14 protein-coding genes are annotated in these 13195 nt (G+C 52.6%); 12 read left to right on the top strand and 2 right to left on the bottom strand.

The features are described 5' to 3' along the window. The first annotated feature begins 283 nt into the window (after positions 1-283). The 12 genes from H144_RS0111145 to H144_RS0111090 all read left to right on the top strand — a co-directional run bounded on the left by H144_RS0111145 (position 284) and on the right by H144_RS0111090 (position 9649). Positions 284-664 (top strand): T9SS type A sorting domain-containing protein, encoded by a 381-nt coding sequence (locus H144_RS0111145; RefSeq protein ID WP_019942142.1) that lies wholly within the window; start codon positions 284-286, stop codon positions 662-664. 172 nt (positions 665-836) lie between these two features. Beyond that, positions 837-1091, top strand: a complete 255-nt coding sequence (locus tag H144_RS0111140) for a DUF6364 family protein (protein ID WP_019942141.1) — start codon at positions 837-839, stop codon at positions 1089-1091. Between the two features lies 1 nt (position 1092). Then, a complete protein-coding gene (locus H144_RS0111135; RefSeq protein WP_019942140.1) occupies positions 1093-1497 on the top strand; it encodes a type II toxin-antitoxin system VapC family toxin in 405 nt (134 codons plus the stop codon). A gap of 123 nt (positions 1498-1620) precedes the next feature. Continuing rightward, positions 1621-2733, top strand: a complete 1113-nt coding sequence (locus H144_RS0111130; protein ID WP_019942139.1) for a Gfo/Idh/MocA family protein — start codon at positions 1621-1623, stop codon at positions 2731-2733. A 135-nt stretch (positions 2734-2868) separates the two neighbouring features. Next, entirely contained in the window at positions 2869-3201 is a 333-nt protein-coding gene (locus H144_RS0111125) for an ArsR/SmtB family transcription factor (protein WP_019942138.1), read from the top strand. After that, positions 3185-3685 (top strand): SRPBCC family protein, encoded by a 501-nt coding sequence (locus H144_RS0111120; protein WP_019942137.1) that lies wholly within the window; start codon positions 3185-3187, stop codon positions 3683-3685. The genes H144_RS0111125 and H144_RS0111120 overlap by 17 nt, the downstream gene beginning before the upstream one ends. A 165-nt stretch (positions 3686-3850) precedes the next feature. Next, positions 3851-4690 carry an SMP-30/gluconolactonase/LRE family protein gene (locus tag H144_RS0111115; RefSeq protein WP_019942136.1) on the top strand — a complete coding sequence of 280 codons (840 nt, stop codon included), beginning with the start codon at positions 3851-3853 and terminating at the stop codon, positions 4688-4690. Positions 4691-4858: 168 nt separating this feature from the next. After that, positions 4859-7279: a TonB-dependent receptor gene (locus tag H144_RS0111110; protein ID WP_019942135.1), complete on the top strand. Its 2421-nt coding sequence runs from the start codon at positions 4859-4861 to the stop codon at positions 7277-7279. A gap of 12 nt (positions 7280-7291) precedes the next feature. After that, positions 7292-8251: a DUF4249 domain-containing protein gene (locus tag H144_RS0111105; protein ID WP_157504619.1), complete on the top strand. Its 960-nt coding sequence runs from the start codon at positions 7292-7294 to the stop codon at positions 8249-8251. 191 nt (positions 8252-8442) lie between these two features. After that, positions 8443-8856 (top strand): hypothetical protein, encoded by a 414-nt coding sequence (locus H144_RS0111100; protein ID WP_019942133.1) that lies wholly within the window; start codon positions 8443-8445, stop codon positions 8854-8856. Between the two features lie 159 nt (positions 8857-9015). Next, a complete protein-coding gene (locus H144_RS0111095; RefSeq protein WP_157504617.1) occupies positions 9016-9417 on the top strand; it encodes a DUF1398 domain-containing protein in 402 nt (133 codons plus the stop codon). A gap of 40 nt (positions 9418-9457) precedes the next feature. Then, positions 9458-9649 carry a hypothetical protein gene (locus H144_RS0111090; protein ID WP_019942131.1) on the top strand — a complete coding sequence of 64 codons (192 nt, stop codon included), beginning with the start codon at positions 9458-9460 and terminating at the stop codon, positions 9647-9649. On the opposite strand, the gene H144_RS0111085 is transcribed toward H144_RS0111090, so the two are convergent. Further along, complete coding sequence (locus H144_RS0111085; protein WP_019942130.1) at positions 9646-10794, bottom strand: FAD-dependent oxidoreductase; 1149 nt, start codon at positions 10792-10794, stop codon at positions 9646-9648. The two genes, H144_RS0111090 and H144_RS0111085, sit on opposite strands and share 4 nt — an antisense overlap. A 62-nt stretch (positions 10795-10856) precedes the next feature. Beyond that, entirely contained in the window at positions 10857-13169 is a 2313-nt protein-coding gene (locus H144_RS0111080; protein WP_026350603.1) for a GH92 family glycosyl hydrolase, read from the bottom strand. Positions 13170-13195: the final 26 nt, after the last annotated feature.

Genomic DNA, 13195 nt, shown 5'->3' with positions numbered 1-13195 from the left:
GTTTTAGTTTTAGTTAAAAACGGCCCCCACAGATGGAGGGCCGTTTTTTTTAACAGTTATTAACACTTTTCCAAGCAACGCGCTCCCGCCCGCTTCCGTCTCTTGGTTAAATTTTTAAAAATAGCCATGAGATACCGTTTAATTGCTTATGCTGGGAATCAACCACTTGTCCCACCCGAAAATCCGCTCGTGTACTTTGCCCGCCAGGGTACCCGAGCCTGATCTTACCTTTGTCCTGTTCTTAAAATAGAACAAAATATATAGCCATAAAAATAAAATAGTCATGAAAACATCAGTTAAAACCTTCATTTGCGCATTTGCGCTTGCAGCCGCTTCTTTCACCGCCAACGCGGCAGACAAAGAAGCCAAAAAAGCTTCCACATTCGGGACCGGCATTTACGCCACCAAAACCGGCAAAATCAACGTCCTCGTCGACAAAGCCAACACGGATTCCAAGACAACTTTGTTGCTCAGAGACGCCGAAGGCACGATCGTATACCGCGAAACGATTTCAAAAGAGAACAAGAAATTCGGACGCACCTTGAACCTGGACGCGATGGACGCCGGCAAATACAAGCTGGACATCATCAGCGGAAACGAAATCCAGACCAAGACCTTCGAACTCGCCGACCAGAAAGTAGAACGTGTTCTGACAGTTAATTAAGGTTCAAATACAAAGTTTCCAGGCGGCACCTTCCCCATGCGGGAGGTGCCGCTTTTTGTTTATCAAATAGACCGTTAAAATGCTAGAAACAATCTCCGAATCATTGGAAATTGGAATAATTGGCCGCTTTCATTAAATTGTACGTACAATCACAACAACATCATACGTATCAATGGACTCGAAGCTCACATTGAAACTTGACAGCGACGTCATCGAAAAGGCCAAATCCTACGCCAAGGACCGGAACGTGAGTTTGTCCGAATTAGTGGAACGATACCTCGACTTCCTGACAACACCGCCGAAGGACGATTTCCAGGTTACCCCATTGGTCAAAAGCCTTTCCGGCATAATTGTACTTCCCGAATCTTATAATCCCAAAACGGAATACCGCCAGCATTTAAACAAAAAATACGCGAACGAAGGCTAAAATGGAGCGGATATTCGTAGACACTGACGTTTGCCTGGACTTGCTTTCCGGCCGAAAACCGTTCAGTTTGTTTGCCGAGCGGCTTTTCACACTCTCAGACCTGAACCTTTTGGAAATCTGCGTCTCTTCCCTTTCGTTCTCCAACATCGCCTACGTGCTGCAATCGACCTACCGCCAGGGCAACAGCCGCAAACCGCTGGCGGCATTCAAACAAATTGTGACGACGCTGTCGGTTGACAGCCGGATCATTGACCTGGCCCTCACTTCGGATATTGCCGATTTCGAGGATGCCATTCAATACTATACGGCTACTGAAAATCAGATCGGCATTTTGGTAACGAGAAACGTCAAGGATTACAAAAATGCACAAATACAAGTAGTTACTCCGGAAACATATTTGAGTTAACGGACAATCTTGCCATTGACCGAACTAACACTTTCAAATAAATGAGTTACAAAATTCCAAGGAGATCAGCAGCCTGGGTCACTTTTTGGCTTTTGAATATTCAACTGAAAATCACTCATTCGTATGGATACCCGTCGAGATTTCCTGCAAAAAATATCATTAGGCATCGGTGCCACGGCGCTGACCGACCTTCCTGCATCGGCGCGCGAGCTGTACGCGGGGCCTAAGGCCGACAAACAGCTGCGTGTGGCGTTAATGGGGCTCGGCGGCTACGCAGGCCGGGTGGCCGATGCAATGAAAGATTGCAAAATGGCTACGCTCGTGGGCGCCGTGTCGGGTACCCCGGCGAAGCTCGAAACCTGGAAACAGAAGTACAATATCCCTGAAAAAAACACCTATAACTACGAGACGGTCAGCAAGATCAAGGACAATCCCGACATCGATATTGTGTACGTCACTACACCTAATTCCCTGCACCACAAGCACGTGCTGCAAATCGCAGCGGCGGGAAAACACGTAATTTGTGAAAAACCCGTGGCCGACAATGCACAGCAGACCCGCGAGATGATCGCGGCGTGTAAAAAAGCTGGCGTGAAGTTCTACATCGGATACCGGATGCATTTCGAGCCGCACACGCGCGAGCTCATACGCATGCGGGAGGCGGGCGAGCTCGGCAAAATCATGCATGTGAACAACTACATGGGCTTCAAATCCGGCGACCCTAACCAATGGCGGCTCAAAAAAGCACTCGCGGGCGGTGGTGCCATGATGGACGTCGGCATTTACGCATTGAACGGCGCACGCTACGCAACGGGCGAAGAACCAGTCTGGGTCACGGCACAGGAAACCAAAACCGACCCCGTCAAATTCAAGGAGGTCGACGAAACCATCATGTTCCAGTTGGGCTTCCCGAGCGGCATCGTGGCCAGCTGCGGCACCACCTATGCATTCAACAACTACGAACGGCTCTACGTAATTGGTGAAAAAGGATTTGTAGAGATCAGCCCCGCATTCGGTTACGGCCCCATTAAAGGCCGCTCACACCTCGGCCCTATGAACCAACCCGTGGTTACCCACCAGACGCTTCAAATGGATGGCATTGCCGACATTATCCTCAACAACAAACCCGACCCGAACGTGACCGGCGAGGAAGGATTGAAGGATATGATCGTCGTGGATGCCGTGTACGAGTCGATCCGCAAGGGCGGGGCCAAGATTATGCTGGCCGGAAAATAGTTAACACAAACCGCAAATACATTCAGGCGTCTCATTCGGGACGCTTTTTTTATAAAAATTTCCTCGCCCTATTGCGCAACCGATTAATTGCACATATATTTGCAACCGATCGATTGCGCAACTAATCAGAGTAAAATGAGAAGAGATGTTTTTCAGGCCATTGCAGACCCGACGCGACGGGATATCATTGGCCTGATCGCGAAAAACCCGATGACGCCCAATGCTGTGGCCGATGCCTTCGATGTAAGCCGCCAGGCCATTTCGAAACACATGCAGATCCTGCTCGAATGCGGGCTGCTTGCCATTAATCCGCAGGGCCGCGAACGCTATTATACGGTGCAGCCGAAAAAGCTGGCAGAGGTGGCCGACTGGATCGAGCCATTCCGCAAAATGTGGGAAGACCGGTTTGACAAACTGGACAACATTATCAACACTTTAAAAAACGAAAATCATGGCAACCAAAAATGAAACCAAAATCATAGTCGAACAAGGAAAACAGGAGCTCTTCATCATCCGCGAATTCGACGCACCACGCGAAATCGTGTTCCGCGCATTCAGCGAAGAGGAGTTGCTTACGCAATGGGCCTCCGGACCCAACGAAATGACCGTCCGATACGAAAAATTCCAGCCCTATGCGGGTGGCTCCTACCGGTTTATCAATACCATTCCGGGCAACAATATGGAGTTCGCATTTCACGGCGTATGCCACGAGCACACGGCGCCGGAACGGATCATCCAGACTTTCGAATTTGAGGGCCTCCCCGAAAAAGGCCACGTCATACTAGAAACTTCCCGCTTCGAAGACCTCCCCGGCGGCCGCACGCGCCTCACCGTCCAATCCGTTTTCCAGTCAGTCGCCGATCGCGATGGCATGGTGCAATCGGGAATGGAACGTGGCGTGGTAGATTCTTACGCGCGGCTGGACGCGCTTTTGGAGAAGGAGGTGGTTTAGCGGAGAAAGCAGTAAAGCAAGGCTGATCAAAGACTTTTATGAGTATATTCCGGTCCTTAACCATTATCTGGCCGGCTTTTTTATATGCAAAAATCAATCTTGTTCAGAACAGCAATGGTCGGCCTTGCCGCACTGTTTTCTCCTGTTCTACTATCCGCACAAATTATGGATTCGAAATCAATCGTGGCGCCGGGCGCGCAGGTCGAGAAGCTGGGCGATGGCTATAAGTTTACCGAAGGCCCCGTTGCCGACAAGGACGGCAACGTGTTTTTTACCGACCAGCCTAATAACAAAATCATCCGCTGGGATGCCGGGACCGGCGCTTTCAGCACATTTTCCGATAAGGCAGGGCGTGCTAACGGCATGTATTTCGACAAGAAAGGCAACCTCGTAGCCTGTTCCGACGAAGAAAACCAGGTCTGGTCTTTTGATAAAAAAGGTAACCCGACCGTGCTAGTTAAGGACTACGACGGTAAGCTCCTGAACGGCCCTAATGACCTCTGGATCGATGCGAATGGCGGCATTTACCTCACCGATCCGCTCTACAAACGCGACTATTGGAAACGTGATCCCGAAATGCAACAGGACGGCCAGCATGTATACTACCTCAGTCCCGATCACAAAAAACTCACGCGCGTGGACGATAAGCTGAAAAAACCGAACGGCATTATCGGCAGCGCGGATGGCAAAAGATTGTTCGTAGCCGACATCGGCGACAACAAAACCTACGTGTACGATATTCAAAAAGACGGCTCTCTGGCTAACCGGCAGCTATTCGTTCCCAAAGGCTCCGACGGCATGATCCTCGACGAAGAAGGCAATCTCTACATTACCGGCGACGGCGTAACGGTTTTTGATAAAACGGGCGCCCAAATAGCGCATTTCCCCGTACACAAAGGCTGGACGGCCAATGTATGCTTCGGCGGCAAAAACCGCGACCTGCTCTTCATCACGGCGGAAACCGCAGTTTATGGACTAAAAATGAAGGTCAAAGGCATCAAATAGCTTTGCTTCCGATTATAATGGCGGGGTTTCCTGAATTGCCGGGAAATTCCGCCATTTCTTTTGTCCATGCTGCAACGGAACGTGGCGATATATCGTCTTGGTGAAATATCCATTTCCATACTAGATCACCCACAGGCACGTTACTGAAACTAACCCACACGTCCGTCTATGCGTCTCATTTTTACGGCTTTTCTTTTCCTCTGCCCTATCCTTTTATTCGCCCAGGACCGTGTTACGATCAGTGGTTTTGTGCGGGAAAAAGGCAGCCAGGAGCAGCTTCCGGGTGTGAATGTCTACATCGGTAACACGCCCTACGGCGCGGTCACCAATACCTACGGATTTTATTCGCTCACCGTGCCCCTGTCGGATTCCGCGACGGTTTCCTTCTCATTTGTGGGTTACGAAAAACAGGAGCTGCGGGTAACGCTCCGCACCAACACCGAACTGAATATTTTCCTACCCACCATTACCCAGCTCGAAGAAGTGACTGTATCGGCGCGGAAACAGGAGGATTATGTGAGCCGGACGGTGCAGATGAGTAAGGTGGAAATTCCGATACAGCAGTTGAAAAAAGTCCCTGCATTCTTCGGTGAAAAGGATGTGCTGCGCATACTCCAACTCATGCCCGGCGTACAAAAGGGCACCGAAGGCCAGACAGGCCTCTACGTGCGCGGCGGCGGGCCCGACCAGAACCTGATCATCCTCGACGACGCCGTCGTGTATAATGCCAACCACCTCTTCGGCTTCTTCTCCATTTTCAATTCGGATGCGCTCCGCAGCGTGGAGCTTACCAAGGGCGGCTTTCCGGCACGCTACGGCGGCCGGCTTTCGTCGGTGCTGGAAATGAATATGAAGGAAGGCAGTAAGGAAAAATTGCACGGCGAAGGCGGTATCGGGCTTATTTCATCGCGGCTGACGCTTGAAGGGCCTATTTCGAAAGGAAAATCGTCGTTCCTCATTTCGGGGAGGCGTACCTACATCGATTTCCTGGCGGCGCCGCTCATCGCCCGCCAGCAACGGGGCGAAGACAGCCAGGTGAAGCCCGGTTACTATTTTTACGATCTCAATGCAAAGATGAACTACGATCTGGGCAGCAAGGACAAGCTGTACGTAAGCGGCTATTTCGGCCGCGACAAGTTCCACGCCAACGAGGAGAGCAGTACCACCGAGACCCGCGCCGGCCTCGACTGGGGCAATGCCACGGCCACGATGCGCTGGAATCACGTCCTCAACCAGAAACTGTTCGTCAATACCTCTTTCATTTTCAGCAATTTCAAATTCGGGGTATCGAGTTATTCCAAAGAACTTAACCCGGATGGTACGCTGGACGACGAGTTCAGCCTCGAATACGACTCCCGCATCCGCGATCTCGGTGTCAAAACGGATTTTGACTTTTACCCTTCTTCCAGGCATTCCGTGCGCTTCGGGGCGCAAGCGACATTCCACAAGTTTGTACCTTCCGCTCTGGCCATTGCAGGCACATTTACCGACAATCCCATCGAAAGATCGGTGCGGCCCGTGCATTCGCTCGAAACCGGGGTTTACATCGAAGATACCTGGCAGGCGCTGGACGCCTTGAAGGTGAATGCCGGCATACGCCTCAGCACCTTTCAGACGGAGGTAAAAACCTACGTTCGCCCCGAACCCCGGCTTTCCGCCGCATTGCGCCTGGCGGAAAATCTCTCCTTCAAAGCCTCCTATGCACGCATGAACCAGTACGTGCACTTGCTCTCCAACACAGGCCTCGGCCTGCCGACCGACCTGTGGGTGCCCACCACCTCACGCGTGGCGCCGCAGCAATCCGAACAGGTGGCGGCGGGCTTTGCCAAAGACCTCGAACGCCCGGCACTCACCATTACATTGGAAGGGTATTATAAAAAAATGCGCAACATCCTCAACTACAAGGAAGGCTCGTCGTTCCTGAGCATTAATGGCGAAAATGCGAACGAACTCAGCTGGGAGGATAATGTAACGGCGGGCAAGGGCTGGTCGTACGGCGGGGAATTTCTCATCCAAAAGAAAACCGGCCGCTTTTCGGGGTGGATCGGCTATACATTGTCCTGGACCTACTGGAAATTCCCGGAACTCAATTTCGGAAAGACGTTCTTTCCCCGCTACGATCGCCGGCACGACCTCTCGGTGGTGGGCATTTACGAGCTCGGCAAAAGGGTAACCCTGTCGGCGACGTGGGTGTACGGCACCGGTAACGCGCTCACGCTCCCCGTATCGAACTACCGCGCGGCTACCGATAATTTCGTAACGCGCGTGACTTCGGACGGTAAGCCGGCCATCAACTGGTTCGGGCCGACGGTGAGCGAATACGGGGAGAAAAACAGCTATCGGGCCGAGCCGTTCCACCGGATGGATATTGCCGTGCAGTTCCGCAAGCAGAAAAAGCGGCACGAACGCACCTGGGAATTCGGCGTGTACAATGCCTACAACCGCCGCAATCCGTTTTTCTATAACATCCAGGAAGACGTTGTCATCATGCCGAACGTGACGCCCGCAACGCCGGTCACCAAATACTCGCTGAAACGCTATTCGCTGTTCCCGGTACTGCCCTATTTCAGTTATAATTTTAAATTCTAAATGCAGCTTCCCATGCTTTCGAGAAAGCTCATAGTACTCTTGCTCACCGCGGCGCTGGCAGCATGCGAGTCGCTGGTTACCGATATCGACCAGTCGAAGCTGCCGCAGGTCGATTCGAAACTGGTGGTGCAATGCTTCATTTCACCCCAGGCAGCGCGTACCAATGTGGTCGTGACCGAATCGATACCGCTTTTCGCCGAGCCCGATTACCTCAAAGGCGGCGTCATCCGCAATGCGGTCGTCAGGCTATCGGACGGGACGAAGGAGGTGGTATTGCCATTTGACACCACCAGCCAGCTGTTCTCCATCGATAAGTCACTTTTTATTATTTCCCCGGGCAAAACCTATTTCCTTTCCGTAACCGACGGTGCGCGCTCGGTAAATGCAAGCTGTAAAGTCCCGGCGAATGAAGTTAAACCCGCGACATACGACATCGACTCATCATTTTCAGGTTCGGGTGCAGGCAGAGATACCTCATTGACATTGAAAATGACCTGGAACGACATTGCGCAGGAAACGAATTACTACCGCGTGCGCGCCTCGCTCGACCTGGAATACAGCGTGGCCGACCGGCTTCCCGATAATACCGGCCAAATGACGGAAAAGAGGATCAGAAACCGCTTCAACTTCAATTGGGATGACACCATTGGCCGGAACGACTTCCGCAGCGACCAAAACCTGGACGGTACCGTGTTCAACTCGCCCATTGGCCGCGTGAACCTGCCCGATCCGCTGAGTTACGGCTTCAATGGCGTGGATTACATTGTGTATCCCAAAAGCAAAATCGTTTCGGTGACTATGGAAGTCTATAATACCGATGAAAATTACTTCAAGTACCACCGCTCGGTGCAGACACGCGGCGACTCCGATAACCCGTTCGTGGAGCCGTCATTGATCTACACCAACATCAACGGCGGCCTGGGATGCTTCGGGGCATACAACTCGGGACAAGTCGTCTATCGTCCAAAATAATCTGATTTTTATCCAGACTACTTTCTACAAAATCTGGCAAATTGAGGTCAAAGTACCTCAACATGTACATCCGCGGAAACCATTTCACCGCGTAACACGGCGAGGCTTCAAGGCATGCTTTTTTGTTCTGACCAGGGAAACCATTATCAGTCGTTCATTCATTCAGATCATCAATCTTAACAATAAATGCTATGGACTTGCAAGGAACAGGCGAGGATAAGGTTAAGAAACCGACTCCTGCCAACAAAAACATGAGTGAGCCCGATACGCTCATCGAGACGCTTGAAGATTTACAGGAGCAAGGCTATACCTACGACTTCAACCTGACGGCCCATGCCCTGGAAGTACATAAGGACGACGGCATTTGCCTGACATTGTCGCCCGAAGATTTCGACATTGTGCAGGTATACCGTTTCGAAGGCATGACCGACCCGTCGGATATGTCAATTTTGTATGCGATTGAATCCCGCGACGGACTGAAAGGAACGCTCGTGAGCAGCTACGGCGTGTATGCCGACGCGATGTCCAACGAGATGATCAGAAAACTCGATACGCGCAGTTCGCTGATCGTCCACCATCCCGAAGACGACGATATGGCACATTGATTCGCCTGACATTAACCTGTGAACCGTGTTGTCTTGCCCGCCGGCAGGGCAACATTTTTTTTTACCGGGCCGGATTGATAAATTACACAGAAACCGCCTTACAAGGCTGGCACGGGTATTTTAAGGCATTTTTATACGGACTATTAAAGTGAAATGACCATGGAAATGATCGAACTGACCGACGAACTCATTCATTCTGCCGAGCAACGGTCTGCCGGCCAGCCCTATCCGCATTTTGTCAAAAACCTGAAAGCGATCGGTGTCGACAATTATGAGGTGAAGGTAAAAAACCATAAACGTACCTATACGTCCGTTAACGGCGACAAACTAATCATACCCGGCGACCTGCCCGAATTCGAATGCGCCGAGGCATTCAAGCTCGACGAAGTGAAGGCGGCTATCAAACGCACGCAAGACGGCCTGACCGACTACCCGACCTTTCTTCGCGAAATCGGGGAAGCTGGCATTCACACATACGTCGCCGACCTGACCGGCATGAAAGTGATTTACCAGGGACCTAATTCGGAATATGAGTACGAAGAGGCGATTCCCGAGGTCTGATTACTTTTAATCGGGTATATTGCGGGCAAATTCAAGGCAAATGGAGTTCGAAGAATATCTGAAAGCAAAAAAAATAGACGCCGGGGCATTCCGGAAAGGAGATGTAATGCGGTACGAGGAATGGGACGGGCTTTTTCAAACCATGCATCCCGAAAGTTTCACGGCCCACAAAAAATTCCTGATCAACGAAATCCGCCGGCGCTACCTGCTTAAAGAAGAAGCGGGTGCTTAACCCCTCATTTCTTCCATCAGTTTCATGAGGATGCCTACCGTTTTCTCGGTTTGCTCCTTGCTAGGTGTGGTATCCCAATTGCCGACAATGCCGTTGCTACCGATATAAATGCCGTCTTTTCGTGCAATGAAATTTGCGCCCTGCGTATAAAGTTTGTAATTGATATCGCCCTGCGGAATGAGGCAGGAAAGCTGCCCTGAGATCGGCGTCAACTCCTCGTCATTGAATACCGGCTTCGCGCCTAAGCCCATGCAGTTCACGACCACCTTTTCGGGCAATGCGTCGATATCTTCCAGCTTTTTGATTTCCTGAATCTTCACTTTTCCGCCAAACATCGTGAAATCCTGCAACTGGTGCCGCAGGTAAGTCGGGATGTTGAACATGATATTGGTACGGCGGGTAACGTAATCCGCTTTGAACGGGTGCTCCTTTTTCGTCAGCCGCACACGCTCCGGCAAAAGCCCTTCTATTTCAAATTCCTCGCCTCCCCCACCGGGAACATACACGGGCTCCTGCTTGAAAACGCTGTATTCTTCCGCCCAGGTGGCAATGTCGTTCATACCGAGCAGGAACTGAAACCGGCGGAACGAAAAGCGCGTCGCGTCCTCCCAAATGGCCTGAAACTCCGGTTTGGCGATCTTCTTGTCGCACACCCGTGACGCCGGCGACCAGGTACCGGTCGCGAGATTGCTCGTAATATTAGGCGGAACGTCCTTCGTGTAAATGGTCACTTCGCAGCCGCTTTCCTGCAACAGCCGCGACGTGGCTATCCCCACCGTGCCGCAGCCCAGCACCGCCACTTTCTTCTCCCCCGTCGCCAGCACATTCTTCCGCGCGATGTTGCCCGTTCCCCACGACAGCGACCAGCCGCTTCCGCCGTGGCCGTAATTGTGCACGATGGTTTTGTTACCGAGCTTCTCCACATCCAGGCGCGGGCCCGATGCGCGGAACGGCCGCAAACCCACCGTTTCCTTCACGATGCGGTCCATCGAGAGGCGCAGTTTGGGGATCTGGTGATAACCTTTGCTGATGTGGTAATGCTTGTCGGGATACCTGAGCTCGCCTTTGGGCGCACAGGAAGAAGCCACTGCGCCTAATGCGAAGCTGGCCGGGACGGCTTTTTCAAAAAAGTCTCTGCGGTTCATTGGGTTGGAGTGAAAAGTAATGGAATTCTGGAATTTATAAACCAACCGCCATGAATGCAAATTTATCTGGAGAGCGAAAAAGGCAGATCCGCCGCCTGCGTACCCCATTGCTTGTTGGGCTTATCCCCCATTTGCAGCACCAGCGTGCCGCCTTTCAGCAACTCTCCGTGGGTAATATAGGTACGTGTAAACGGCTTCCCGTTCAAAGTCGCCGACTGAATGTACCGGGCGGTGTCGGAAACGCCGCGGGCCGCGACGGTAAATTTCTTGTTCTTGCCCGTTACTACCGACATTTCGCTGAATACCGGGCTGCCAAGCACATATTGGTCTGTTCCCGGTGCTACCGGGTAGAATCCCATCATGCTGAATGCCAGCCAGGCCGACATCTGGCCGCCGTCCTCGTTGCCGCTCAGCCCGCCGACGCTGGTATCGTACTCGCTGCGGATAATGGTGCGTGTCCACTGCTGCGTTTTCCACGGCTGGCCAGCAAATGCATAAAGATAGGCAATCTGGTGGTTCGGCTCGTTGCCATGCCAGTAATGCCCCTGGTTAAAAAGCGTATCGAGTTTATTGATAAACTGCTTCTCACCGCCCATGACCTTTTGCAGGCCCGCGATATCCTGCGGCACAAACCAAGTGTACTGCGCCGGGGAGCCTTCGGTAATGAAGCTGACGCGCTTCGCAAACGGGTCGAAATTGGCGATCCAACGGCCGTCGGCGTGGCGTCCGCGCGCGTAGCCGGTCGCCGGGTCGATAACGTTCCGGTAGTTGAGTGCGCGGTTGCGCAGCTGGTCGGCGTCCTCCTTTTTACCCAGGCTCGCAGCCAGGGTCGAGAGACAAAAATCGTCGTACGCATATTCGAGCGTGCGCGACACCTGCTCGCGCTTGTGAAATGCCTGCCAAACGCTGTCTTCGAGCGGCACATAACCATATTGCAAATAGGATTTCAATGCACGGCGGCCCTGGCCGGCTTCGTAGCTTTTCCAGTTGGTATTTACCTCAAATGCATTCTTGCGGAGCGAGGTGTATGCACTGTTTACATCAAAATTCCGGACATTCTTCGCATAGGCATCTGCGATCACGGACAGCGCGTGGTCGCCCACCATCGCCGCGGTGTAATGGTTCCAGCACGGGAAAATGGGCATCCAGCCACCTTGTTCGGCCTTTTTCACGAGCGATTGCACCATATCCCCTGCCCGCTTCGGTTCCAGCAGGATTTCCAGCGGCATCGCCGCCCTGAATGTATCCCACATGCTGAAATCGCAATAGTAGTCGAAGCCTTCCGCCTTTTGAACCGGCGTACCGCCAGCAAAGGAAGGGTAACTGCCGTCTACGTCCGAAAACAGCCTGGGTGAGAGCTTGGTACGGTATAATGCACTGTAAAAAAGCGCCTTGTCGTCCTCGCTGCCATTTACTTCTACCTTTCCCAATGCCTCGTTCCACGCTTCCTGCGACAGTTTACGCACGGCCTCGATCGTCCTGGTACCCAATTCTTTTTCAAGGTTGGCCCGGGCGCCCTCGATACTGGTAAATGATGTCCCGATGCGCACGGTAACGGTCTGTTTTTCATCCCCGAAACCTACATAAGCCCCCAGCCGCTCACGCTTTCCCTTGCCCGTCAGCACGCGGCCCATCGGCGTGATCGTATCGCCGAGCCAGGTGCCCGACTGCATGAATTTCTGGTCGAATTTGATGACAAAATACCCGCTGATACCCGCCGGCTGCCCCGCACCCTGGTAAATACGGTGCACGGGGTTATAGCCCACGATCTCGCCCCGCTCGCGCAGCACTTCCACGAAACCTTCCCCCTCGTCGCTATTGGGCTCAATGACCAGGAAAGATTCCTCTCCGCTTTCGAACTTGAACCGCATCATGGCCGTCCGCGCCAATGCGGCTACTTCGGCATTCACCTGGTGATCCTGCAACCATACGCCGTAATGGTCGGGCGTGCTTTGTTCCTTATCGCGGCTGAATGTGCTCGCGCGCAGTTCGGGATCGGTCACCAGCTCGCCGGAGAGCGGCATGATCGTGAGCGAGCCGTAATCCTGCACGCAGGAGCCATTGAGCCAGTGCGTACCGCGGAAGCCCTGGAATTTGTTGTCGTTATAATAAAACGGCGCAATGCATTTGGTTTCCGTCGCGCGCGTCTGGGGCGTCCATTGCGTCATGCCATTGGGTACACCTACCGCCGGGATCGTCTGCCCTTTCAGTTCGCTGCCCGCCTCGCTGTGCGCTTTGGCGCTTTCCGTCGCGGAAGGGGCGGTACCGATCATGGTAGCGACATAGTCGACGGGATTTTTCTGGGCATAGGACTGATTATCAATCAAAAGCATTGACAAACACAGCAAACTGGCTGAGAGGGAAGGTACGCGCATGGTAAGGCTTGTTAGTAATTCAGGTC

The sequence above is a fragment of the Dyadobacter beijingensis DSM 21582 genome, from assembly GCF_000382205.1.
GTDB lineage: Bacteria > Bacteroidota > Bacteroidia > Cytophagales > Spirosomataceae > Dyadobacter > Dyadobacter beijingensis.
The sequence above is the reverse complement of the archived record's forward strand: the minus strand, read 5'-3'. Positions and strand labels throughout refer to the sequence as shown.